21 protein-coding genes are annotated in these 24649 nt (G+C 69.3%); 13 read left to right on the top strand and 8 right to left on the bottom strand.

Annotation, left to right across the window (positions count from 1 at the left end; translation table 11 throughout):
• Nucleotides 1–2 precede the first annotated feature (2 nt).
• The 9 genes from IM708_RS04960 (at nucleotide 3) to IM708_RS04920 (ending at nucleotide 6461) form a co-directional block, all read left to right on the top strand.
• Complete coding sequence (locus tag IM708_RS04960; protein WP_209425221.1) at nucleotides 3–719, top strand: flagellar hook-basal body complex protein; 717 nt, start codon at nucleotides 3–5, stop codon at nucleotides 717–719.
• An 11-nt stretch (nucleotides 720–730) separates the two neighbouring features.
• The gene (gene flgG / locus IM708_RS04955; protein WP_209425220.1) at nucleotides 731–1516 is read left to right on the top strand and encodes a flagellar basal-body rod protein FlgG; all 786 of its coding nucleotides are present in this window, start codon (nucleotides 731–733) and stop codon (nucleotides 1514–1516) included.
• A complete protein-coding gene (flgA, locus tag IM708_RS04950; protein ID WP_209425219.1) occupies nucleotides 1516–1944 on the top strand; it encodes a flagellar basal body P-ring formation chaperone FlgA in 429 nt (142 codons plus the stop codon). The genes flgG and flgA overlap by 1 nt, the downstream gene beginning before the upstream one ends.
• A 45-nt stretch (nucleotides 1945–1989) precedes the next feature.
• On the top strand, nucleotides 1990–2727 hold the full coding sequence (gene flgH / locus IM708_RS04945; protein ID WP_209425218.1) for a flagellar basal body L-ring protein FlgH: 738 nt from the start codon (nucleotides 1990–1992) through the stop codon (nucleotides 2725–2727).
• 7 nt (nucleotides 2728–2734) lie between these two features.
• Nucleotides 2735–3202: a flagellar basal body-associated FliL family protein gene (locus IM708_RS04940; protein ID WP_209425217.1), complete on the top strand. Its 468-nt coding sequence runs from the start codon at nucleotides 2735–2737 to the stop codon at nucleotides 3200–3202.
• Nucleotides 3203–3300: 98 nt separating this feature from the next.
• On the top strand, nucleotides 3301–4062 hold the full coding sequence (locus tag IM708_RS04935; RefSeq protein ID WP_209425216.1) for an endonuclease/exonuclease/phosphatase family protein: 762 nt from the start codon (nucleotides 3301–3303) through the stop codon (nucleotides 4060–4062).
• A 24-nt stretch (nucleotides 4063–4086) separates the two neighbouring features.
• Complete coding sequence (locus IM708_RS04930; RefSeq protein ID WP_209425215.1) at nucleotides 4087–5601, top strand: phospholipase D family protein; 1515 nt, start codon at nucleotides 4087–4089, stop codon at nucleotides 5599–5601.
• Nucleotides 5602–5670: 69 nt separating this feature from the next.
• Nucleotides 5671–5970, top strand: coding sequence for a hypothetical protein (locus IM708_RS04925; protein ID WP_209425214.1), 300 nt, complete (start codon nucleotides 5671–5673; stop codon nucleotides 5968–5970).
• A gap of 5 nt (nucleotides 5971–5975) precedes the next feature.
• Entirely contained in the window at nucleotides 5976–6461 is a 486-nt protein-coding gene (locus IM708_RS04920; RefSeq protein ID WP_209425213.1) for a hypothetical protein, read from the top strand.
• A 244-nt stretch (nucleotides 6462–6705) separates the two neighbouring features.
• Here the strand turns inward: IM708_RS04920 and IM708_RS04915 are convergent, their stop codons facing one another.
• Nucleotides 6706–8346 carry a peptidoglycan-binding domain-containing protein gene (locus tag IM708_RS04915; RefSeq protein ID WP_209425212.1) on the bottom strand — a complete coding sequence of 547 codons (1641 nt, stop codon included), beginning with the start codon at nucleotides 8344–8346 and terminating at the stop codon, nucleotides 6706–6708.
• A gap of 134 nt (nucleotides 8347–8480) precedes the next feature.
• On the opposite strand from IM708_RS04915, the gene lipB reads away from it, so the two are divergent.
• The 3 genes from lipB (at nucleotide 8481) to IM708_RS04900 (ending at nucleotide 11746) form a co-directional block, all read left to right on the top strand.
• Nucleotides 8481–9167: a lipoyl(octanoyl) transferase LipB gene (gene lipB, locus IM708_RS04910; RefSeq protein ID WP_348524940.1), complete on the top strand. Its 687-nt coding sequence runs from the start codon at nucleotides 8481–8483 to the stop codon at nucleotides 9165–9167.
• Nucleotides 9168–9420: 253 nt separating this feature from the next.
• Nucleotides 9421–11091 (top strand): cytochrome c oxidase subunit I, encoded by a 1671-nt coding sequence (ctaD, locus tag IM708_RS04905; protein WP_209425210.1) that lies wholly within the window; start codon nucleotides 9421–9423, stop codon nucleotides 11089–11091.
• A gap of 160 nt (nucleotides 11092–11251) precedes the next feature.
• Nucleotides 11252–11746 (top strand): DUF2244 domain-containing protein, encoded by a 495-nt coding sequence (locus IM708_RS04900; protein ID WP_209425209.1) that lies wholly within the window; start codon nucleotides 11252–11254, stop codon nucleotides 11744–11746.
• A gap of 21 nt (nucleotides 11747–11767) precedes the next feature.
• On the opposite strand, the gene IM708_RS04895 is transcribed toward IM708_RS04900, so the two are convergent.
• The 5 genes from IM708_RS04895 to trpS form a co-directional block, all read right to left on the bottom strand.
• Nucleotides 11768–12226 carry a GatB/YqeY domain-containing protein gene (locus IM708_RS04895; RefSeq protein ID WP_209425208.1) on the bottom strand — a complete coding sequence of 153 codons (459 nt, stop codon included), beginning with the start codon at nucleotides 12224–12226 and terminating at the stop codon, nucleotides 11768–11770.
• 102 nt (nucleotides 12227–12328) lie between these two features.
• A complete protein-coding gene (locus tag IM708_RS04890; RefSeq protein WP_209425207.1) occupies nucleotides 12329–15340 on the bottom strand; it encodes a hypothetical protein in 3012 nt (1003 codons plus the stop codon).
• Nucleotides 15341–15477: 137 nt separating this feature from the next.
• Nucleotides 15478–16764 carry an O-acetylhomoserine aminocarboxypropyltransferase/cysteine synthase family protein gene (locus tag IM708_RS04885; protein ID WP_209425206.1) on the bottom strand — a complete coding sequence of 429 codons (1287 nt, stop codon included), beginning with the start codon at nucleotides 16762–16764 and terminating at the stop codon, nucleotides 15478–15480.
• Between the two features lie 212 nt (nucleotides 16765–16976).
• Nucleotides 16977–17831, bottom strand: coding sequence for an MBL fold metallo-hydrolase (locus IM708_RS04880; protein WP_209425205.1), 855 nt, complete (start codon nucleotides 17829–17831; stop codon nucleotides 16977–16979).
• A gap of 148 nt (nucleotides 17832–17979) precedes the next feature.
• On the bottom strand, nucleotides 17980–19032 hold the full coding sequence (gene trpS / locus IM708_RS04875; protein WP_209425204.1) for a tryptophan--tRNA ligase: 1053 nt from the start codon (nucleotides 19030–19032) through the stop codon (nucleotides 17980–17982).
• Nucleotides 19033–19123: 91 nt separating this feature from the next.
• Between trpS and IM708_RS04870 the strand changes: the two genes are divergently transcribed.
• Entirely contained in the window at nucleotides 19124–19840 is a 717-nt protein-coding gene (locus tag IM708_RS04870; protein WP_209425203.1) for a rhomboid family intramembrane serine protease, read from the top strand.
• Nucleotides 19841–20032: 192 nt separating this feature from the next.
• Here IM708_RS04870 and murJ read toward each other — a convergent pair whose 3' ends face one another.
• Both murJ and IM708_RS04860 read right to left on the bottom strand, forming a co-directional pair.
• Entirely contained in the window at nucleotides 20033–21580 is a 1548-nt protein-coding gene (gene murJ, locus IM708_RS04865; protein WP_209425202.1) for a murein biosynthesis integral membrane protein MurJ, read from the bottom strand.
• A gap of 315 nt (nucleotides 21581–21895) precedes the next feature.
• Nucleotides 21896–24619, bottom strand: coding sequence for a [protein-PII] uridylyltransferase (locus IM708_RS04860; protein ID WP_348524943.1), 2724 nt, complete (start codon nucleotides 24617–24619; stop codon nucleotides 21896–21898).
• Nucleotides 24620–24649 lie beyond the last annotated feature (30 nt).

Genomic DNA, 24649 nt, shown 5'->3' with positions numbered 1-24649 from the left:
TGATGGACAATGCCGGCTATACTGGCCTCACGCGCCAAAGCGGCCTTCTGCGCGAGTTGCAGCTTCTGGCCAACAACATGGCCAACGTCTCGACCACGGGGTTCCGGCGCGAAGGGGTGCTCTTCTCCGAATTCGTCCGCCGCCTCGATCCGATCGAGTCGCCGCTGTCGATGGCCGCCGCCAACGCCCGGCAGACCTTTCTGACGCAGGGTACGCTGACGCAGACCGGCGGCGCGCTCGATCTGGCGATCGAGGGGGACGGTTACTTCCAGGTCGAGACGCCGCAGGGCGAACGGCTGACCCGCGCGGGGCATTTCCAGACCAACGCCGAGGGCGAAATGGTCACCCCGGACGGCTACCCGCTGCTGGATCTGGGCGGGGCGCGGATCTTCGTGCCGGCAGATGCGGGCGTGGTCGCCATCGCGCGGGACGGGACACTGTCGGTCGACGGCGCGCCACTGGCGCAGATCGGCCTCGTCCGTCCGGCGGACCCGACCGAGATGCGGCGCGCCGCCGGCGTGCTGCTGGAGCCCGTGGGCGATGTACTGCCCGCCGAACAGGCCGTCGTCTATCAGGGCTTCCTGGAAGAAAGCAACGTCAACCCGATCACCGAAATGGCCCGGCTGGTCGCCGTGCAGCGCGCCTACGAGCTGGGGCAGTCGTTCATGGACCGCGAGGACGAGCGGATTCGCAATGTCGTGCAGACGCTCGGCAGATAAGGAGATTTGAGATGCGTGCCCTTCATATCGCCGCGACCGGGATGAGCGTGCAGCAGATGCGCGTCGATACCGTCGCCAACAACCTCGCGAACATGTCGACCACCGGCTACAATGCCCGGCGCGCCGAATTCGCCGACCTGCACTACCAGCAGCACACCCGCGCCGGCACGATCTCGTCGGCGGACGGCACGATCGTGCCGACCGGCGTGCAGCTGGGCCTCGGTGCGCGGCCGGCGGCGGTGTCGATGCAGATCGCGCAGGGCGCGATCCTGGCCACCGGCGGCGAGCTGGACCTGGCCATCGAGGGGCGCGGCTGGATCGAGGTCACGCTGCCCGACGGGCGCGCCGCCTACACCCGCGACGGCGGGCTGAAGCAGACCGGCGAGGGGTTGATCGTCACCTCCGACGGCTACGAGGTCGCGCCGGGCATCACCATCCCGGCCGATGCGCGCTCGCTCTCGATCAACGCCCAGGGCGAGGTCTATGCCTATTTCGGCGACCGCGTCGCGCCCGAGATGATCGGCCAGATCACGCTGGCCAGCTTCGTCAACGAACGCGGGCTCGAGGCGCTGGGATCGAACCTGTTCCTGGAGACCGAAGCTTCGGGTCCCTCCTTCGTCGCCAATCCGGGCGAGGATGGGCTGGGAACCCTGCGTCAGGGTTACCTGGAGGAAAGCTCGGTCGACGCGGTGCGCGAACTGACCGAGATGATCAAGGCGCAGCGCGGCTACGAGCTGAACGCCAAGGTGATCACCGCCGCCGACCAGATGATGTCGGCCACGACGCAGGTGCGCTGATGCGCGTCCTCGTCGCCCTGTGCCTGACCGTCGCGCTGGGACCGGGAACGGCGCTGGCCGGGTCGGTGCTGGCGACACGGACCTTGCGCGCCAACACCCTGATCGGGGCCGAGGACGTGACGCTTGTCGACCGTCCCGCTGCGCCGGGGGCGGCGCAGTCGCCCGAGGAGGTCGTGGGCTTCGAGGCCCGCGTCACGCTTTATGCCGGCCGCCCGATCCCGCTGTCGGCGCTTGCTCCCCCGGCGCTGGTCCAGCGCAACCAGATCGTGCCGCTGGTCTTTCGGCGCGGGGGCCTGGAGATTCGCGCCGAAGGCCGCGCGCTCGGTCGCGGCGGCGAAGGCGACAGCATCCGCATCATGAACCTTGCCTCGCGCAGTACCGTCACCGGCTGGGTGACGGATACCGGCGAGGTCCACGTCACGCCCTGAACCGGCACGCCGCCGTCCGGCACCCAACAACCGCAGAGGCCCGAAATGCCCGGCAATATCCCTGCTGCCCTTCTGCTTCTCGGCGCGCTGGCCCTCGCTGCGTGCCAGCCGCTTTCGACCGTGGGGCGGGCGCCGGACTTCACGCCGCTCGATCCCCGGCTGGAGCATCGCGCGCTCTACAACGTGCCGCTGCCCGAACGGGCCGAAACGCGGCGCGGCGTCGACGACGCCTCGCTCTGGTCGGCGGGGCAACGCTCGCTTTTGGGCGATCGGCGCGCCAGCCGCCAGGGCGACATCCTGACCGTGGTGATCGAGATCGACGACCGGGCCGAGATCACGAACTCGTCCCAGCGCGGGCGGACCGGGTCGCAGAGCATGGGCGTGCCGCAGCTTTTCGGCATCCCGCAGCGCCTCGACGAGCGCCTGCCCGCGGGCGCCAGCATGGCGAACGCAGTGGGCATGGACAGCGCATCGACCTTCCAGGGGTCGGGCTCGGTCAGTCGCAACGAACGTCTGACCCTGCGCGTCGCGACGACCATCATCGAGCAGTTGCCGAACGGTGTCCTGCGTCTTGAAGGCAGCCAGGAGGTGCGCGTGAACAACGAGTTGCGCGAGTTGATAGTGACCGGCTTCATCCGCCCCGAGGACATCTCGCGCCGCAACGAGATCGCGTACGACCGGATCGCCGGGGCGCGCATCTCCTACGGCGGGCGCGGGCAGATCACCGAGATGCAGCAGCCGCGATACGGCCAGCAGATCGCCGATATCCTTCTTCCGTTCTGAGGCGGCCATGAAGAAACTGATCCTGCCGATTGTTCTGGGCCTGGTTGGGCTGACCGGCGGCGCCGGCGCGGGCTGGATGCTGCGCCCGGCCCCGCCCCCGGTCGACGCCGAATCCCTGGCCGACGCCCCCGACTACGTCCCGCCGCCGACCGGGCTGGAAACGCTGCAGCTGCCCAACCGTTTCGTGGTGCCGGTGCTGGGCGAAGGCAGCGTGCGGTCGATGATGATCATGAACCTTGCGCTGGAACTCACGCCCGACCATGGCATCACGCTGGCGCGGCACGAGGCGCGGATGCGCTCGATCTTCCTGCAGGCACTCTTCGACCACTCCAACCTCGGCGGGTTCGACGGGGTCTATACCAGCGGCGAGGCCCTTCTGACGCTCCGCCGCACGCTGCGCGAGGCTGCGCGCGCCGAGCTTGGCGACGTGGTGCATGACGTGCTGATCACCGAGATCCTGCGCCAGGAAAGCTGAGCCGCGCGGTTGTGGGCTGGCATCCCTGCGCTCGGCGCGATTGCCGGCCTGCGTCGTGTGCGATTGAATGCGGCGCGGGCGCATCGCATATTGGAATCATGAAAGCGCAAGCGCACGAACCCGACAGGCCGCGTCCGGCCGTGACCGACCTGCGGATCGGCTCCTACAACGTGCACAAGGGCGTCGGCGCCGACATGCGCCGCGATCCCGGCCGCACGATCGAGGTGATCCGCGAGATCGGCGCCGATCTGGTCGCGCTTCAGGAAGTTGATCGCCGCTTCGGCGACCGCAAGGGCGTATTCGATCTGGCTCGCCTTCGCGAAAGCACGGGCCTGGAACCCGTACCGCTGCCGGCGCGGCTGGGCACCGCGGCGCATGGCTGGCACGGTAACCTGCTGCTCTTCCGCGGTGCCGAGATTGAGGACGTGCGCCCGATCACCCTGCCGGGGCTGGAGCCGCGCGGCGCCATCGTCTGCGATCTGCGTGTGGCGGGGCGCCCGCTGCGGGTCATCGCGGCGCATCTGGGGCTGCTGCACCAGTCGCGGCTGATCCAGGCCCGCCGCCTGGCCGAGGAAATTCAGACCGAGGACGGGCGCCCGACGCTGGTGATGGGCGATCTGAACGAATGGCGGCTGGGCGCGCGCTGTTCGCTGATGCCGTTGCGCAAGGAATTGCGCGCGGTCAAGCGCTCGGCCATGACGGCGGCCAGCTTTCCGGCGCGGCTGCCGGTGCTGCCGCTGGACCGCATCATCGGCTGCCACCGCGCGGAGGTTCTGGACCTGGTCACGCATGACACGCCGCTGGCGCGGCAGGCCTCGGACCATCTGCCGCTCAAGGCGCGTCTGCGGTTGCCGCAATGATGTTGACCAAATGATGTTGCCCAAATGATCCTGTGGTTGATCTGGATCGCCGTCATCGCAGGGATCGTGGTGGGGGCCTCGGTGGTCGCGCTCTGGTCCTACGGGCGCTTTGCCCGGCGGGCGCGCGGCGGGCCTTCCTCGGCGCTGCCGCCCGGCGATGACGCACCGCTGGACCGCGTCCTTGCGCCGCTGGAGGCCGCGCATCCTGGCGAAAGCGGCGCGGCGCTGGTCATGGACAACCGCGCGGCCTTTGCCCAGCGGATGCAAAGCGCGCACATGGCGCGGCGCGGCATCGACGCGATGTATTACATCTGGCGCGACGACCTGACCGGCAAGCTGCTGGCGCAGGCGCTTCTGGAAGCGGCGGACCGCGGCGTGCGGGTGCGCCTGCTGCTGGACGACGTGAACGTGCTGGGGCGCGATCCGACGTATCTCGCACTCAACAGCCACCCGCGGATCGAGGTGCGGCTGTTCAATCCGATCCGCACTCGCGAAGGTTCCTTCCGGCGCGGGATCGAGATGCTGCTCAACCTCGTGCGCTACAACCGGCGAATGCACAGCAAGGCCTGGATCGTCGACGGCCGAGTGGCGCTGATCGGCGGGCGCAATGTCGGCGACGTCTATTTCGACGCCGCGACCGGCCGGCGGCGGAATGTCCGCGACCTGGACCTGGTCCTGGCCGGCGCGGTCCTGCGCGAGGCCGAGCGCGTATTCGACAGCTACTGGAACGACGGCCACGCCCTGCCGATCGCCGCTTTATGGAAAAAGAAACGCTCCGACCTGACCGGCTTCCGCGCGCGACTCGCCCAGCACAGCCGCTCGGCGCTTGCGCGCGAATGGCGGGCGCTGGGGGCGGGCGAGGTGCCGACGGCGCTGCAACTCGACACGCTGCGCTGGACCGGCACCCTGCGTCTGGTCGCCGACCCGCCGGAAAAGGCCCTGGGCACCGGAAGGCGCGGCTGGCTGCCGGCCGCGCTGCAACCGCTTCTGGGCGGCGCGCGCGACAGCCTGCAGATCATGACCCCCTATTTCGTGCCTGGGGGCGAGGGCGTTCAGGCGCTGGTCGAGGCGGCGGAAAAGGGCGTGCAGGTCTCGGTGGTGACGAACACGCTGGCCGTGGCCGACCATGTCACGGTGCACGGGGCCTATCGTTGGTACCGCAAGCGGCTGCTCGCCGCCGGGGTGCATCTGCACGAGGTCCAGGCACGGCACGAGCCCCGGCCGATGCTGCACAGCAAGGCCTTCATCGTTGACCGCAACCTCGGTTTCGTGGGGTCCTTCAACTTCGACCTGCGGTCTGCCTTCCTGAATACCGAGATGGGGATCGTCTTCGACGACCCGGTACTGTTGCGTGGCCTGCAGGAGGAATTCGACCGCTGCCGCGCGCCCGATCAGGCGTTCAGCCTGGGGCTGGAGGGGCGTTTCGTCACCTGGCAGCGCGACGACGGCGAGGCGCTGAAACTGGAACCGCGTACCGGCGCCGGGCGTCGGACGCTTTCCTTCGTCATTGGGCACCTGCCGATTCACCGCTGGCTCTGACCCGTGCGGTGAAAGCCGGCGCGAATGGTGCTATCCTGTTTCCGGACATCTGAAAAAAGGAAAACCAACATGGTCAGCAAATCGCAGAAATCCGCCGGGACGGCAAAGGCCGACGCCGCCGCTGAAAGCGCAAGGATCGAGGAGCAGATCGCCCGCGTGCGGTCCGAACTGGCGGCACTGGGCGGCATTGTCGCCGATTACGGCAGCAGCCGCCTGCGCGGCGCCGAGCTCGAGGCGGTCGAGGAACTGCAGCGCCAGCTATCGACGCTGGAGGCTGGCGTTAAGCGCAAGATGCGCGAGCAGCCGTTCCAGGTCCTGGGGCTGGCCGCATTGGCCGGTCTGGTTTTCGGGCTGATGTTGCGGCGCTGAAACCCATGCATCCCTTGCTCCAGCAGATCAGGACCATGGCCGCCGAGGATGTGGCGCGGTATCGCAAGGCCCGGATGCGGTCGCTGGCGATCTACGCATTAGCCGCGGTGCTGGGCCTGACTGCCTATGCCTGCGGCGTCGTCGCGCTGGTGATCTGGCTGGCCCGTCAGGGCGATGCGGTCGCCGCGGCGGGCGTCACCGCCGCGGGCTTCGCGGCGCTCGCGCTGTTCGCGCTGCTCGTCCTCGCCCTTCTCAACCGGGCCGAGCGCCGGCAGCGCGCCGGTCGCGCGGCGGCCTATTCGGCGATGCTGGGTTCGCTGGCCGGATCGACGATGATGGGCGTGCTGGCGCGCCCGCAGGCGCTTGCCGCAGGCGCGGCGGTCCTGATCGCGGGCCTTGCAATGGGTCTGTTCGACGGTCCGGGTAGCGATGACGCCCCCGAGGATGCGCCCGAGGACGACATGCCCCAACCCCCGCCGGGCGCGGCCTAGCGCGCCGCCGCTTCGCCGTGTCTTGCGTAGCGGGCGGAAGCGATGGAACCCCGCGATTTCCCCGCGGGGAAATCGCCGAGGGGCACCCGAAGCGGAAGCGGGCATTTCCCAGCGGTGAAATCGAGACCGATTGGCGGCATTTCCCCGCGGGGAAATCGGCGCGCCGTCCGGCGGGCTGCCGCTGTGCGCTTCCGGTCCCGCCGGTCCCGCCGGTCGACCGGCGGGACACTGGGCACTTTCGGGTTCAGTCCGACTTAGGCTGCAGGCTGAAGACCGGCACCGGGGTGGCCGCGGCCGGCGCCTCGGTCCCGGTCAGGCGGTCCAGCGCGGCGTGGATCAGCGGGTTGCGGCTGTCGGGGCCGGGCGCGAAGGATGCGGCGGTCGCGCCCGTCTGCTCGGCCGGGACGCTGGCGCGCAGCCATTCGACCGCCATTGCCTCGCGCTGCGATGCGCCGATGCCCTGCAGCAGGTGGTGGCCCGGCAGTTCGCCATAGCTTTCCTCGCCCAGGGCGACCAGAAGCAGCGACGATCCCAGCGCCACGGGCAGGTTGTCGGTCAGGTAGCCGCTGGCCAGGCAGACGCGGGCGGTGGCCGCCATGTCATCGGCGCCAAGCCCGGATTCGAGGACGAAGCCCGCGACCCGCCGGATCACCGCCTCGCGCGGCTCCAGCGACAGGGCGGCGACGTGCTGCTGCAGCAGCGGCGCCAGCGTCTCGCACTGTTGCGAAACTGCCTGCGGCGTTGCGCCCGGGATCTGCGCGATGATCGCCTCGCCATCCGCGATGGCGAAGGTGCGCGCCAGGCAGAACTGCTCGTTCATGGCGAAGACCGGATCCTCGATCCGGTCGATGGTGGTGAAGCCGCCATTGGCGTTGGTCACCAGCGCCACACGATTGCAATGCGACGCGAGCGACACCTGCTGCGTCTGCGCCTGCCCGAAGAAGCTGGGCATGGCCGGCGCGCTGGCCTCGGGGTTCTGGACGCGGGGTTGCGCGGTGGCGACCGGCGCCGAGCCGGCCTCGTCCGAGGACGGCGGCTCGGCCGGGGCGGCGGCCGCGACCGTGGTGGCGCCACCGCGATCCAGTTCGCAATTGCCGCGGTTGCAGTCGAACATCGCGGGCGTCACGTTGAAGGCCTGAAAGTCGTTGCGAACGTAACCATCGGGGGTCGACACGAAGACCTTCACGGCGCAGGACTGCGCGTTGCACCAGAAGGCCGACCCGGTGACCGAGGTGTCGAGGATATAGTCCGTGCGCCCGTCGCCGTTGAGGTCCGAGAGCTGGATGAAGCCCGAACGCTGCACCAGTTGCTCGGCGGTCGGATCGGAGCTTGCCGCGATTTCGTCCACCGCGTCGGCGACCGCGGCGGGCAGGCCGTAGGCGCCGCCACTGCTGCCGGCGGTGCGCCCGCCGCTGAATTCGTCCCGGACGACAGCCAGAAGGCCGCGCATGCCATCGCGGTGATTCGCCACCACCCGCGCCACCTGCGGCCCGCCCATGGTCGAGCGTTGGTAGGCGGTCATCAGGATGTTGCGTTCGAAGTCATTCAGATGGCCGGTCGGACCGAAGCCCAGGTAGCCCTGGTACTGGGAAATGCCGGCGCGGCTGCGCGGTCCCAGCGCCCCGTCGGCCGCGCCGACGTTGAAGCCGAAATGGTTCAGCGCGACCTGAACCTGCCGATTCTGTTCGCGTTGATAGGTGTTTCTGGTGGCAGGACGCGTCCGCGTCGCGCGCTGGCGCGGCTGCGTGCGGATGTTGGAACCGACGGCGCTGCCGATGAAGCCGCCAAGAAGTCCGCCGACGAAGGCGTCGGCCTCGGCCTGATCGGTCTGCGCCATGCCCAGGGCGGCTGCCAGCATGGTGACCGTCGCGAAATTGAATTTCATGTCAAGGTTCCCCCGGATAAACAATGTTTCAAGACTACCACGGAGGCCGAAATCCGCCAAGCGTTCCGTGTGCGGCCGGGATTGACCCCGGCGCCGGGCGCAGTAGATTTTCGCCGCGTGTGGCGCGGGCGGCGGTGAAGGGTTCTGGGATGGAATGGCAACGGCTTGAAGGACTTGCGGATTATGCCGCCACGCTGCAGGCGATGGAGGCGCGCGTCGCCGCCATTTCCGCCGGCACCGCGCCCGAGGCCGTCTGGCTGCTGGAGCATCCGCCGCTCTATACCGCCGGGACCTCGGCCCGCGTCGCGGATCTGGTCGATCCCGGCCGCTTTCCGGTCCATGTCGCGGGGCGCGGCGGGCAGTACACCTATCACGGGCCGGGCCAGCGGGTGGCCTATGTCATGCTGGACCTCAACCGCCGCGGGCGCGACGTGCGCCAGTTCGTCTGCGCGCTGGAGGACTGGGTGATCCGCACGCTGGCCGAGTTCAACCTGCGCGGCGAACGCCGGGCGGGGCGTGTCGGCGTCTGGGTGGTGCGGCCCGACAAAGCGCCGATGCCCGACGGCACCCCGCGCGAGGACAAGATCGCGGCCATCGGCGTCAAGCTGCGGCGCTGGGTCAGCTTCCACGGCATCGCCATCAACGTCGAGCCGGACCTGAGCCATTTCGACGGCATCGTGCCCTGCGGCATCCGCGGCCACGGGGTGACGAGCCTGGTCGACCTGGGCCTGCCGGTTACGCTGGACGATGTCGACGAGGCGCTGAAGGCGACCTTTCCGCTGGCCTTTCCACAACCGGCCCGCGCGGATCTGCCCGCCTGACCGGGGCGCGCGCGGCGCGCCACGACAGTCGCGACCTGGAACAGTCATATCCTGCCGGCAGGGCCGCGCGGCACAAGCCGATCCAAGATTCTGCGGCGGAATGACGCAGGCAGGCCCTTGCAAAAGCCTGTTTTCTTGTCGCAGGGCGAAGTCGGGCGTTGCCGGCGGGTGCAAGCCGGAGTAATTAGTCGGCAGATGCGGTGCCCGCTGCGGGGCGCAGCAACAAGACGTCGCAAGGGAACGGGAGCAACGCATGGCCAACGCAGCCGCGCCGGAACACGAGGATACGCGGGGGTTCTTCACCCGCTGGTTCATGTCCACCAACCACAAGGACATCGGTATCCTCTATCTGGTCACCTCGGGGGTGGTCGGCTTTGTCGCCGTCGCCTTCACCGTCTACATGCGGATGGAGTTGATGGAGCCCGGCGTTCAGTTCATGTGCGCCGAGGGCGCGCGGCTGATCAGCCAGGGCGACTGCACGCCCAACGGGCATCTGTGGAACGTGCTGGTCACCGCGCACGGCGTGCTGATGATGTTTTTCGTGGTCATTCCGGCGCTGTTCGGGGGCTTCGGCAACTACTTCATGCCGTTGCAGATCGGCGCGCCGGACATGGCGTTCCCGCGGCTGAACAACCTCAGCTACTGGCTCTATGTCGCGGGCTCGACGCTGGCCGTCTGCTCGCTCTTCGCGCCGGGCGGGGGCGGGGACCTGGGCACGGGCGCGGGCGTCGGCTGGGTGCTCTATCCGCCGCTGAGCACCACGTACGAGGCCGGATTCGCCATGGATTTCGCGATCTTCGCGGTCCATGTGTCGGGCGCCTCGTCGATCCTGGGCGCGATCAACATCATCACCACTTTCCTGAACATGCGCGCGCCGGGGATGACACTGTTCAAGGTGCCGCTGTTCGCCTGGTCGATCTTCATCACCGCCTGGATGATCCTGCTGGCGCTGCCGGTCTTGGCGGGTGCGATCACCATGCTGCTGACCGACCGCAACTTCGGCACCACCTTCTTCGACCCCGCAGGGGGCGGCGACCCGGTGCTATACCAGCACATCCTGTGGTTCTTCGGCCATCCCGAGGTCTACATCATCATCGTGCCGGGCTTCGGCATCATCAGCCACGTCATCGCCACCTTCTCGCGCAAGCCGATCTTCGGCTACCTGCCGATGGTCTGGGCGATGATCGCGATCGCGGTGCTGGGCTTCGTGGTCTGGGCGCACCACATGTACACGGTTGGCATGTCACTGACGCAGCAGACCTATTTCATGCTGGCGACGATGACGATCGCGGTGCCGACGGGGATCAAGATCTTCAGCTGGATCGCGACCATGTGGCGCGGATCGGTGACGTTCGAGACGCCGATGCTGTGGGCCTTCGGGTTCCTCTTCCTGTTCACCACGGGAGGCGTCACGGGCATCGTGCTGGCGCAGGCGCCGGTCGACCGGATCTATCACGACACCTACTACGTGGTGGCGCACTTCCACTACGTGATGTCGCTGGGGGCGGTCTTCGCGCTATTCGCCGGGATCTACTACTGGCTCGGCAAGATGTCCGGTCGGCAGTACCCGGAATGGGCGGGCAAGCTGCATTTCTGGATGATGTTCATCGGCTCGAACATCACCTTCTTCCCGCAGCACTTCTTGGGCCGTCAGGGCATGCCGCGCCGCTACATCGACTACCCCGAGGCGTTTGCCTACTGGAACTGGATCAGCTCGATGGGGGCGTTCCTCGCCTTCGCGTCGTTCCTGTTCTTCATCGGGATCATCGCCTGGACGCTGCTCTATGGCCGGCGGATCACGGCGAACAACTACTGGAACGAGCACGCCGACACGCTGGAATGGACCGTGTCCACCCCGCCGCCCGAGCACACGTTCGAGACGCTGCCGAAGCGCGAGCAATGGGACAAGCATCCGGCGCACTGACCGGTACGACGACAGCGAAGGCCCCGGGCGATGCCCGGGGCCTTCGGCGTTTCGGGGCCGTTTTTCCGGCCGGAGCGGCCCGCGTTTTCGGGTGGCCGCGCCGGCCTTGCGATGCGGCGGGGCGTCTTTTCTTTGCCCCAGCGGCAGCTATTTTTTCGCCATGCCCTATTCGCTGACCAGTCCCGAACCGATGCACTGGCAGTTGCGCCTCTGGCCGCACAATGCGCTGCAGGCGCGCGGCTTCGCCTCGGTCATCGGGGTCAGCGCGGCGGCACTGGCGCTGCCGCTGCTGGCGGTGCTCGGCCAGCCGGTCCTCTGGGGCTTGCTGCCCTTTGCGGGTATCGCTCTCTGGGGGCTCTGGATCGCGATCCGCCGCAACTGGCGCGACCGCGCGATCCTGGAGGAGCTGGATCTTTCGCAGGGCGCGGTGCGCTTGCGCCGGACCGAGGCGCGCCATGCGGTGCGCGAATGGCAGGCCGATCCGCATTGGGTCCGGCTGCATCTTGCCCCGCGCGGCGGCCCGGTTGAACAATACCTGACGCTGACCGGCGGAACCCGGGCGGTGGAACTGGGGGCGTTCCTCACGCCCGAGGAACGCCTGGCGGTGCACGGCGAACTGTCGCGCATCCTGCCGCGGTTGCGCGAACCGGCCTAGGGCAGGGCGTAGCGCCCGGCGTCAGCTCAGCCGGCGGCGCACCATCGGGCCGACGGTGCCGAAATCCATCTGCCCGGCATAGCGTTCCTTCAGGCCCGCCATCACCCTGCCGATGTCGCGGATCGAGCCCGCGCCCGTCGCTTCGATCTCGGCCTCGATGGCGGCCAGGATCTCGGCCTCGCTCAGTTGCTTGGGCAGGTAGCCTTCGAGGATCGTGATCTCGGTGCGTTCGCGTTCGGCCAGTTCCATCCGCCCGCCTTCCTCGAAGGCGCGCGCGCTTTCCTGGCGCTGCCGGACCATGCGGCTGATGATCGCGACGATATCGCTGTCCGATATTTCCTGCGCGTCGTCGTCGACCCGGCGCGCGATCTCGCGGTCCTTGATGGTCGCGTTGATCAGCCGCAAGGTCGAGGTGCGCAGCGCGTCCCGGTTCTTGGTCGCCTGCTTCAGGTCTTTGGCCAATCGATCGCGCAGCGACATGTGAACCCTTTCACCGGTTTGCAGCGCGCCACCATAGCGATTGCCGAAGCGGCGGACAATCGCACCATCGGTTGCAACGGGGAAAACGCGGACGGCGGGCTTTCAGCCGCTCTGGCCGACCCGCAGGATCTGGTTGCGCCCGCCGCGCACGTAGCGCAGTTCGGTGTCGCCGATGGCGGACACGCGCCCGCCGTCCAGCGTGTCGCCCACCTGCACGCGCAGAACTTGGCCATTCGGCATGCGCACCAGGGCGCGCCGGTTCGACTGGGACCCGAAGACGCCGATCAGGTTGACGCGGCGTAGGTTGACGGCGCGCCGCTGGGTGGCGGTTTCCGCGACCGAGGCCGAGGTCGGGATCCGGGGTTGCGTGGCGGTGGTTTGCGCCGGGGCGGCCGGCGCAGCGGGCGCCGCGGCCGGTTCCGGCTGGTTTTGGGTCGCGGCGGCAATGGCCCGCTGCACGCTGCTTGCAAAACCCTGCGGGCGGGCATTGGGGCGCAGCGAGCGCGCGACGGCCTGCGGCGTGGCGGATTCGAGGTCGATCTCCGGCTCGGCCGGGGGCGTGGCGGTCTGGACCAGCGAGTCGGGGCGCGAGGCCGGGCGCAGCGCCGCCAATTCGATCGCGCCGGCGGGGGCCGAGGCAAGGCGCGTGCCCTCCGCGCTCTCCGAAACCGGGGATTCTTCCTCCGCGGGCGCCGTGGCCGGGGCTTCCTCGATGCCGGCGACAGGTTCTTCGCCGACCGGGCGCGGCACGGGTCTGAACCCGGCCAGGGCGGAATTGGCGCCCGGCGTCACGTCGACCTGCAGCTCGAAGGCGGGCAGATCAAGGAGGGCGGTTTCCCGCGCCGCCGCCGGGGCGACCGCCTGCGAGGCCGAGGCATCCTCGACCTCGGCCGCGTCGGGCTCCGCCTCGGGCGCGGCGTCGGTTTCGGGCACCACGATCTCGGGGCGGTCGGGCGGCACGGCGGCGGGCAGCCGGGTGAAGACCGTGACCCCCTCGGGCGTGATGGCGCCTTCGGGCGTGGCGACGATCAGCCCATCGTCGCCCAGCTGCATTTCGGTGCCGAAGGGCGGCGGCGGCGGCAGGCTGACTAGCTGCGGAAGTTCGATCACCGGGCGTTCGAGCGGGCCGGGCAAGGCCAGCCGGGCGACCGGCCGGTCCGCGGGGGTGCCCGGCGTGCCGGTTTCCGCGGCCTCTGCCGGTATTTCGGCAGCGTCGGGATCGGCGAATCCCGCGGCCGGTTCGCCCTGGCGGAGCGCCTCCTCGACCAGCGCTTCCATCCGGTCGTCGGCGGCGAGCGGGGCGTCGACGGGTGCCTCGTCGGCGGGCGCGGCGAGCGTTTCTTCCGCGACCGGTGCGGCCGGTGCTTCGTCCGCGACCGAATCGGGCGTCGCCTCGATCAGGGCGGTCGGGGCGGTGACCGGATCGGCGGGAACCTCGGTCGTGGCGGGTAGCTCGGCGAACTCGGACTCGGGCGGGGCGGCGAAATAGGCCACCCAGATACCCAGCGCCGCCAGCAGGACGACAAGGCCCGCGGTCAACACCAGGCCGCGGCGGTTGAAGTCGCGCCCGCCGCTTTCGCCCGAACGCGCCCCGAAGATCGTGAGCGCCTCGGCCTCGCGCGCCTTTTCCTGCTCGCTCGCCGGGGGGCGGGAGGCCGGGATTATCGCGTCGACCGGCGCGGGCGGTCGGGCCGGGGCGCGGTCGAGCGTATTGGTCTGTTTGCCCGAGTCCCTGCTTCGCGGCTGGTCGCCGCCGGTTTTGGCGGTGACCGTTTTCGCAGATTGGTCGCCGGGTCTGGATGGCGTCGCCTCGCTGCGGGCGGTCGCCCCGCCGGCTGCGGCGGTTTCGGGCGGCTTTTCGGGCCGGCCGCGGCGGCGCAGGGTTTCGCCCATCCGCGCCATCGCGCTGCGGGCGCGGCTTGTGCCACCGGCCTCGGCGGCGCCGGCCAGGACGGCGATGCGCCCGCCCGCCTCGGCCTTCGCGTCAGCGGCCGGACGGCTGGAAACCAGCGCCGGCCCCACCTTCCGGCGGGAAGCGAAGGTGGGTGTGGACGGGCTTTCCGCGGGCGTTTCGCCGGGGGTCGCGGGATCTTCAGCGGAAGCGTTCGCGGCGGCGTCGGAGGCTGCCGTCGCGCCGTCGCGCCGGAATCGCGCGCCCAGGCGTCGGACCAGGTCACTCATGGCGCCGCGGGACGCGTCGCTCCCGCCAGGCCGGGCGGGCAGGCCGCCGAAACGGCGCGGCGCGGCCGGCGCCGACTTCGTGCCCGCGCCCTCGGCGGCAAGGCGCTTGCGCGGATCGGGTATCGCGGGCTCCGTCGGCTCGGTCGGTGGCGGGGTCGCAGCGGTCGCCGCCGCAGCGGTCGGGACGGGCGGCGTCTTCGGATCCGGCAGCGGGCGCCCGGTCGCGGGTGTCGCGTCGGCGCTGGCTTTCGCGTCGGTCGTGCCCGCCGAATTCTCCTTTTGCGCCGCGGGCTTTGGCAGCGTTTCTCCGGCAGAGGGATTCGCTGCCGGCGGCGGGGGAGGCGCGGCAGCTGCGGGCGGCACGGTCTGCGCCGCGGGGATGCGCGCCCGGCCGACGACCTTGACGGGCTCGATGTCGGGCAGCACCCGCCCGCCGGCCGGCAGCAAGCGGGCGGCATGGCGCGCGGGGCCGAAGAACGGCTCGCCCAGAAAGCTCTCGGCTGACGGCTCGGCGACGAAGGAAACCGGGTTGAGGCCGTGCGACGCGGCGAAATCCTCGGCCTCGGACAGGGTCTCCTGCGCGGCGATCACGACCAGCGCGTGATCGCCCTCCACGACCCAATCGTAGGCCAGCTCGTCCAGCCCGTAGGGCGTCAGACCGTCGATGGCGGCTTCGATCTGCTTCTTGCGCGCGGCATCGTCCGGCCCGGGGGCGAGCACGGTCTCGTAGCGCAATTCGGTGCCGGGAATGATCAGCTTCGTCGTGATGCCTTCGGGCGCCAGTCGCTGGGCATGGTCGCGCAGGCGCGTGACCTCGGCGTCCAGATCCGGGGCATCCATGCGCGCCGATCCGACCGAAAGCCAGCCGGCAGAGGTCCGCTGAAGAAGCTCGATACTGTCATGCGCCAGGCGCAAAGCGAAATTCGGTTTCATGACGCGCGTTTATCACAGGGATTTGGCACCGGACGAGTCCGCTGGGCGATTGTCTTCCTGCCTAACGCGGGAATCCGCCGATGCAAGGAAAAAGCCCCGCGGGCGGGCCCGCGGGACTGCAAATGCGCGCGAAAGGGTCAGCTTCCGGCGCTGGCCAGCGCCTGGTCGAGGTCGGCGATCAGATCGTCGGCATCCTCGATCCCGATCGACAGGCGCACCACGTTCGGCGCCGCGCCGGCCGCTTTCTGCTGCTCGGGCGTCAACTGCCGGTGCGTGGTCGAGGCCGAGTGGATCACCAGCGAGCGCGTGTCGCCGAGGTTCGCGACATGGCTGAACAGGTCCAGCGCGTCGACGAATTTCACGCAGGCGTCATAGCCGCCCTTCAGTGCCACGGTGAACAGCCCGCCCGCGCCGTTCGGATAGAGTTTCTGCGCGCGCTGGTACCACGGCGAGGACGGCAGCCCGGCATAGGTGACGGCCTCGACCGCGTCGTGTTTCTCAAGCCATTCAGCGACCTTCACGGCGTTCTTCACGTGGCGTTCCATGCGCAGCGACAGCGTCTCGATGCCCAGCAGCGTGTAATGCGCCGCCTGCGGGTTCAGCGTCATGCCCAGATCGCGCAGGCCGATGGCGATGGAATGAAAGGTGAAGGCAAGGTTGCCGAAGGTCTCGTGGAACTTCAGCCCGTGATAGGCGGGTTCGGGTGCCGAGAGCGACGGAAACTTGTCCGAGGCCGACCAGTCGAACTTGCCCGAATCGACGAGGGCGCCGCCGGTCACCGTGCCGTTGCCGGTCATGTATTTCGTCAGCGAATGCACGACCAGCGTCGCGCCCATCTCGATCGGCCGGCACAGGTACGGCGTGGCCGAGGTATTGTCGACGATCAGCGGGATGCCGTGCTTGTCCGCGATCTTCGCCATCGCCGGGATGTCGGTGACATAGCCGCCGGGATTGGCGATCGATTCGCAGAAAAGGGCGCGCGTGTCGTCGTCGATCGCGGCTTCGACGGCGTCCAGGTCGTCGGTGTCGACAAAGCGGGCCGACCAGCCGAAGCGCTTGATCGTCTGGCTGAACTGCGTGACCGTGCCGCCATAGAGCCGCGTGGACGACACCACGTTGCGCCCCGGACCCATCAGCGGAAAAAGCGCCATGATCTGCGCCGCGTGTCCCGAGGAACAGCAGACCGCGCCGACCCCGCCTTCGAGCGTCGCCACGCGCTCCTGCAGGGCGGCGACCGTTGGGTTGGTCAGGCGCGAATAGATGTAGCCGACCTCCTGCAGGTTGAAGAGCGCGGCGGCATGATCGGCGTCGCGGAAGACATAGGCCGTGGTCTGGTAGATCGGCGTCTGCCGCGCGCCCGTGGCCGGGTCGGGCCGGGCGCCGGCGTGGATCTGCAACGTGTCGAAGCCGTGGGTCTTGGTCATGGTGCGCTCCCTCTTCGGATCTGGCGTGACGCTAGTGCAAAGGGCGGGGCTGCACAATCTGTCCGGTGCGGGGCAGGGGCGTCGGATCTGCGTGGCTTCGGCGCGCGGGGCGGGGCGGGGACGGGACGGTTTTCCGCCTCGGCTGCTCCGGCGGGGACGAAAAATCCTGCGGCAAGCACGCGGACCGAAAGATTGGACTTTTTCAACCCTCGTCAGTCGAGGGGCAGGCACAACCCGTCGGTTCCCAGATGCAGCGGCCCGGTCCAGTGCGGCGCGACGGCGCGCGCCCAGTCCGCGGCGCCGAAGTCCGGGTCGTCCGAGGGGATGAGGTGGTGCAAAGCCAGCGCCCGCACCCCCGCCGCGGCGGCCACGCGCGCGGCGTCGGCGGCCAGCGTGTGGCTGCGTTGCAGGTGCCGTAGCAGCCGGTCATCGCCGTTGCCGACCCGCGCGGCCAGCGCCGCCAACCCCTCGGCCAGCATCGCCTCGTGGATCAGCAGGTCCGCGCCGCGCGCGAACTCGACCAGTGCGGGGTTGTGCGCGGTGTCGCCCGAAAAGACCACATGCCGCCCAGCCGCGCGGAACGACAGCGACCAGCATTCGGTCAGCGGCGGGTGGATCGCGGGCAGGGCGGTGACGTTCAGCCCGCCGCTGACGATGGGCGCGTCCGCCGTGATCGGGCGAAAGCGGACGAGGTCGCGCAGGTCGGGGCGCCCTTCGTCAGCGATCCGCAGGTCGATATCGGCCTGCATCGAGGCCAGGAACCCCTGCCAGTACCCCGCCAGCCCGGCCGGCCCCCAGACGGTGACGGGCGACTTCAGCCCCGCGGTCCAGGCGGTGTGCAGAAGCGGGCCCAGTTCCAGGTAATGATCGGAATGCAGATGCGTGATGAAAACGCGCGAAAGGTCCTTCAGCGCAACGCCCTGATCGACAAGCCCGCGCGTGACTCCCAGCCCGCAATCGATCACCGCTTCAGCGCCGCCCAGCGACAGCAGCGACGCGGTCGGCATGGGCGCGCCGGTGCGGATTGCCGGTCCGCCCTTGGTGCCCAGAAGGGCGACGAAATCCATCTTCGGTACCCCGCTCGAAAGCCCGGAAAAAAGGGTTTCCCGGAAGTTAACGAAAAATATCTTATTTCAAGAAATCAATGACATGGTGAAATGTGCGCTGGCGCACGCCCCCCGTTTCCAGGCTTGGGACAGCTTCCGTACCGCGCCCTCAACGGCGTCGCGACCGGACCATGCCCACGATCTCGAAGCACTGCTCTAGGATCGGCGCGGCGATCGCCTCCGCCCGTTCCGCCCCGCGGCCCAGCAGCGCGTCGATCTCGGCCGGGTCCTGCATCAGCCGCGACATCTCGGCGGTGATCGGCGCCAGGCTTTCGACCGCCAGTTCGGCCAGCTTCGGCTTGAAGCTGCCAAAGCCCTGGCCGGCGAACGCCACCAGAACCTCCTGCGGGGACGTGCCGTCCAGCGCGGCGTAGATGTTCACCAAGTTGCGCGCCTCCGGCCGACCCTCCAGCGCCTCCAGCGTGTCGGGCAGCGGGTCGGGGTCGGTGCGGGCCTTGCGGAACTTCTGCGCGATGGCGTCGGCATCGTCGGTCAGGTTGATCCGGCTCATGTCCGACGGGTCGGATTTCGACATCTTCTTCGTGCCGTCGCGCAGGGACATGACCCGCGTCGCCGCCCCTTCGATCAGCGGCTCGGTCACCGGAAAGAAATCCACGCCGTAGTCGTGGTTGAACTTGATCGCGATGTCGCGGGTCAGTTCCAGATGCTGGCGCTGATCCTCGCCCACCGGGACATGCGTCGCGTGATAGGCCAGGATGTCGGCGGCCATCAGCGCCGGATAGGCGTAGAGGCCAAGCGACGCGGCCTCCTTGTCCTTGCCGGCCTTGTCCTTGAACTGGGTCATCCGGTTCATCCAGCCCATCCGCGCCACGCAGTTGAAGATCCACGCCAGTTCGGCATGGGCCGAGACCTGGCTCTGGTTGAACAGGATCGAGCGTTCGGGATCGATGCCCGCGGCGATGAAGCCCGCGGCGGCCTCGCGCGTGGCGTGGCGCAGCCTGGCGGGCTCCTGCCAGACGGTGATCGCGTGCATGTCGACTAGGCAGTAGATCGCCTCGATCCCCTCGTCCTGCTTCTCGACGAACCGCTTGAGCGCGCCCAGGTAATTGCCCAGCGTCAACCCGCCCGAGGGCTGGATGCCGGAAAAGATGCGCGTGCTGAAGCGGGCATTGGCGGAAGCATCGGGGGATGCGTCGTTCATCGACGTCACTCCGTAGTGGAAAAGCGGTCGCGGCTGGCTTATCGCTGGGCGGGCGGGGCGTCAACCAAACCCCGCGGCGGAGTGGGGTTTCATGGCCGAGGACGAGCGCGAGGAGCGGCTGCGCGACCTGAATGCCTCCCCGCTCAATCCCTTGCCGGCGCTGGTGTGGCTGGTGATCCTGGCGCTGGCGGGGATCGAGCTGGTGCTCTGGCTGGGCGGGCAGGGGATCGTCGGCGGGCCCGAGGCGCTGGGCTGGCGGCTGACGGCGTTGCAGCGCTTCGGCTTCTCGACCGGGTTGCAGGTCTGGATGCTGGAAAACCTGCGCCTTCCCCTGCTCCACCTGGTGCGCTACCCGGCCTATTCCTTCGTCCATGCCGGGCCGCTGCATGCGGTCCTGGTGATTGTCCTGATCGCTGCGCTGGGCAAGGCCTATGGCGAGGCGCAGGGCTCTATCCGATTGTTCCTGATGATTTTCCTGCCGCCGATACTGGGTGCTGTGGCCTTCGGACTGGTACTCGGCGCGCACGAACTGGGCTGGCTCTTCGGGGGCATGGCGATGGTCTTCGGGCTGGTCGGGGGGCTGACGTGGTGGCGGTGGCGGGTGGCGGGGGATCGGGGGGCGCGGGTGAGGGCGTTCGGGATCATTGGGGCGCTGTTGCTGGCGCGGTTGGGCTTCGGGCTGATGGTCGAATCCGGACATGGCTGGATCGCGGAACTTGCTGCTTTTGCTGTCGGATTCGGGTTGGCCGCGGCGATGGCGCCGGGGCGCTGGGCGGCGCTACGGGCGCGGCTTCTGGACCGCGGCTGAGCGCCGGCAGGGTGCCGGAAAGCGTATGGCAAGGGGCTGGCAAGCGTATGGCAGTTCCGAACGCTGCCGCAGGAATTCGGCAAGACTTGCCGGCCGCCGTGTACCTTCCTGCATTTTCTGTCTGAAAACATCCTCGGGGGGTGAGGCCGCAGGCCGAGGGGGGCAGACAGCCCCCCTGTCGCCGGTTGCCGCTTAGCCCGAGCCGCGGCGCATGGCGGCGCGCAGGTCGGCGGGGCGAAAGGCGCCGATGGCGATGCCGAGGCCGAAATAGACCACCGTGCCGCCGAGGACGAGGGCGAGGAGCGCCAGCGCCCGGCCGGGGCCGTAGAGCATCGGCTCCAGCGCCGCGGCGAGGAGCCAGAGCGCGACCCCCATCGCCGCGGCGGAGAGCGCGATGCGCCAGATCCGGTCGCGGAAGCGGGCGTCGGGGCGCGCGGCCGGGCCCATCGGGCGCGACCCGTGCCAGAGTTGCCAGACCATCGTCCAGCCGGCGAGCGTGGTGCCCAGCGCGGCGGCGACGAAGCCGATGACCGGCATCAGCCCGACCGCGACGACGGCGTTGACCACCATCGAGTTGAGCGCGTAGCGGAACGGGCTGCGGGTATCCTCGCGCGCGAAGTAGAGGGGTTGGAGGACCTTGTGGAGGACGAAGGCGGGCAGGCCGGCGCCGTAGATGGCGAGGGCCAGCGCGGTGTTCACCGCGTCCATGCGTCCGAAGGCGCCGCGTTCGAAGAGGACCGAGACGATCGGCTGGGCGATGACCACCAGCGCCACGGCCGAGGGGACGGTGAGGGCGAGCGCGAATTCCATGCCGCGGCTGAGCGCGTCGCGGGCGCCCGCTTCCTCGCCGGCGCGCAGGCGGCGGGACAGTTCGGGCAGCAGCACCACGCCGACGGCGATGCCGACGACGCCCAGCGGCAACTGGTAGAGCCGGTCGGCGTAGGAGAGCCAGGAGATCGCGTTCTCGGTGAAGGAGGCGACCTGCCGGCCGACGATCAGGTTGACCTGCACGACGCCGCCGGCGAGGATCGCCGGGGCGGCGATGATCAGGAGGCGCTTGAGTTCCGGCGTGAGACGCGGGCGGCGGAAGCGCAGCCGGAAGCCGGCGCGGCGCAGCGCCCACCAGACCGCGGCGAGTTGCAGCACGCCCGCGACAGGCACCGCCGAGGAAAGCGTGAGGCCGATGGGCCAGCCCTGCCGCGCGCCGAGCAGAAGCGCCGCGATGAAGGCGACGTTGAGGAGCGCCGGCGCGGCGGCGGCGGCGATGAAGCGGCCCGTCGCGTTCAGCATCCCCGAGATCAGCGCCATGAGCGAGACGAAGAGGATGTAGGGAAAGGCGATGCGGCCGAAGACGACGGCCAGCTCGAACCGCTCGCCGGTGCCGAAGCCCGCGGCCATCGCCCAGACGAGAAGCGGCATGGCGGCCATCGCCGCGACCGAGAAGACGATGAGGAAGCTCGCCATCAGCCAGAAGGCATCGCGGGCGAAATCCTCGGCCTCGGTTTTCGAGGATTCCAGCCGTTTGGTGAACATCGGGACAAACGCCGCGTTGAAGGCGCCCTCGGCAAAGAAGCGGCGGAACATGTTGGGCAGCGAAAAGGCGACGAAGAAGGCGTCGGCGACGGTGCCGGCGCCGAGGAAGCGCGCCATCAGCACGTCGCGCACGAAGCCGAGGAGGCGGCTGAAGAGCGTCCAGCCGCCGACCGTGGCGAAGCTGCGCATCAGGCGGATGGGGGTCATGGGCCGGGCTGCGCGCAGGTGTCGGGCTGTGGCGTCGGGGCTGACCGCGCCCACGCCGCGCCCACCCACCCGCCCCGCGGCGCGGGCGCGGTCAGCGCGCCGTTACCGCCGCTCGTCGCCGTGCCGGGGCGGTGAGGCGGGTCTCCGGCGGCAGACATTGGGCTGCGCGCATGCGCGCATTCGCGCAAGATATTGTCGCAGATCGAAAAAAGTCGTGATCGCAAGGTTTTCGTAACCCTCGGCGCGGCGGGCGGGCGACCGCCGTTGGCCCTGCCGGGATCGGCGGCCGGGGCGCGCAGGCGCGGCCTCATCGCGTCACTGGCCGTTCGCCCGCTGGACGCCGGCGGTGATGGCGGCGCGGAGTTTCTTTTCCAGCGCCTCCTGCTTGACCTTGGTGTGCAGTTTCAGCCCGAACATGTCTTTCACATAGAAGCTGTCGACGACCTGCACCCCATAGGTCGCGATCACGGCCGAGGCAATGTAGATGTTGTTGGCCGCGAGCGTGCGCGTCAGGTCGTAGAGCAGGCCGGGGCGGTCGCGGGTGTCGACCTCGATGATCGTGTAGATGTCCGAGCCGTCGTTGTCGAAGCTGATCGTGGTGGGGATGCGGAACTGGCGGTCGCGTTTCTTGACGCGGTCGCGATCTTTCAGCGCCTCGGTCGCCACCACCTCGCCGGCGAAGGTGCGTTCGATCATGCGGCGCAGGCGGGGCAGGCGTTCCATCTCGTAGGGGTGGCCCTCGGCGTCCTGAATCCAGAAGACGGCGGTGGCGAAGCCGTCCTTGGTGGTGTAGGTGCGCGCGTCGACGACATTGGCGCCGACCAGCGCCAGCGCGCCGGCCAGCCGCGAGAAGATGCCGGGATGGTCGGCCAGCGCGAAGCAGGCGCGGGTGGCGTCGCGCCCCTCGTCGGGGTGCAGGTCGATTCGGATCTCGTCGGTGCCGATGCCGAGCAGCAGGCGCGCGAAGACGGCGTGGGTGTCGGTCGCGAGGCCCTGCCAGTAGGGGCCGTAGTGGCGCCCGGTCTCGGCGCGCAGTTCAGACCGCGACCAGTCGGCCAGCGCCTCGCGCAGGGCGCGCTTGGCCTCGTTCTCGCGCTTGGAGCGGTTTACGGCCTCCAGCCCGTTTTCCAGCGCATCGGCGGTGTCGCGGTAGAGCTGGCGCAGCAGCATCGCCTTCCAGTTGTTCCAGGTGCCGGGGCCGACGCCGCGGATGTCGCAGACGGTGAGCACGGTCATCAGGTCGAGCCGCTTCTTGGTCTGCGTGGCGCGGGCGAAGTCGCGCACCGTGCGCGGATCGCCGATGTCGCGCTTCTGCGCGGTGTCGGACATCAGGAGGTGATGGCGCACCAGCCATTCGACGGTCTCGGCATCCTCGGCGTTCAGGCCCAGGCGCGGGGCGACGCGGCGGGCGATCTGGGCGCCGAGGATCGAGTGATCCTCGGGCCGGCCCTTGCCGATGTCGTGCAGAAGAAGCGCGACATAAAGGACCTTGCGGTTGACGCCTTCCTTGAGGATTCGGGAGGCGATGGGCAATTCCTCGACCAGTTCGCCGCGCTCGATCTGGGCGAGGGTGGAGATGCACTGGATGGTATGCTCGTCCACCGTGTAGTGGTGGTAGACGTTGAACTGCATCATCGCCACGATCGGCTCGAATTCGGGGATGAAGGCGGAGAGGACGCCAAGTTCGTTCATCCGCCGCAGCCCGCGTTCGGGGTTGCCGTGCTTGAGCATCAGGTCGAGGAAGATGCGCTGCGCCTCGGGCGTTTCGCGCAGGTCGGTGTCGATCAGCGCGAGGTTGGCGGCAATGAGGCGCATGGCGTCGGGGTGGATCAGAAGGCCGGTGCGCAAGGCCTCCTCGAAGATGCGCAGGAGGTTCAGGGGGTCGGCGAGGAAGGCGGCGGGATCGGCGATGTTGAGGCGGTTGAGGTCGACCTTGTAGCCGGGGCGGACCTTCTTCTTGCGGCGCAGGAGGCGCAGAAGGTCGGGCGCGCGCTTGACGTGGCGGGCTTCCAGCCCGGTGAGGAAGATGCGCGTGAGTTCGCCCACGTTGGTGGCGTGGCGGAAATAGGCCTGCATGAAATGCTCCACCCCGCGGCGGCCGGAATGGTCGGAATAGCCCATGCGCTCGGCCACCGGGACCTGCAGGTCGAAGGTCAGCTGGTCGGTGGCGCGGCCGGTGATGTGGTGCATGTGGCAGCGCACCGCCCAGAGGAAGGTCTCGGCGTCGCGGAAGGTCTGGTATTCGTCCTCGGAGAAGAAGCCGTGCGCGACCAGTTCGGCGGCCTGGGTGACGCGGTAGATGTATTTGGCGATCCAGTAGAGGGTCTGCAGGTCGCGCAGGCCGCCCTTGCCCTCCTTCACGTTCGGCTCCAGCATGTAGCGCGCGCCGCCCTGGCGGGCGTGACGCTCGGCGCGCTCGGCGAGCTTGGCCTCGACGAATTGCGAATGGGTGGCGGGGAAAAGATCGGTCCAGAGCCGGTCCTTGAGCGTGCGGGCAAGCTGCCGGTCGCCGCAGAGGTAGCGGTTTTCCAGAAGCGCGGTGCGGATCGTGGTGTCGTCGCGCGCAAGGCGCAGACAGTCGTCGACGGTGCGGCTGGCGTGGCCGATCTTCAGCTTCAGGTCCCAGAGGATGTAGAGCGTCGATTCGATGACGCTTTCGGCCCAGCCGGTGACCTTCCACGGGGTCAGGAACAGAAGGTCGACGTCGGAATGCGGCGCCATCTCGGCCCGGCCGTAGCCGCCCACCGCCATGACGCAGAGCCGCTCGCCCTCGGTCGGGGTGTTGAGCGGGTGCAGCGCGGTGCTGGCGACGTTGAAGGCGGCGGTGACCACGACATCGGTGAGCCAGGTCTGCGCGCGCACGAAGGCGCGCGCGTCGCGCGGGGCGGCGGCCATCGCGGCGTCGAGCGCGTCGTGCCCGCGGCGCAGCGCCTCGACCAGCACGCGGACCACGGCCAGCCGGCGGGTGCGGTTGTCCGTATCCTCGTCCAGGGCGGCGGCGAGGTCCCGGTCCAGCGCGTCCAGATCGACGATCCGCACCGGGTCGCAGATCAGCGGCTCGCGCGGGGC

Source organism: Pararhodobacter sp. SW119 (assembly GCF_017811755.1).
In the GTDB taxonomy this organism is placed as follows: Bacteria; Pseudomonadota; Alphaproteobacteria; order Rhodobacterales; family Rhodobacteraceae; genus Pararhodobacter.
Note: the sequence above shows the minus strand (reverse complement) of the source record. Positions and strands in the feature narration are given on the sequence as shown.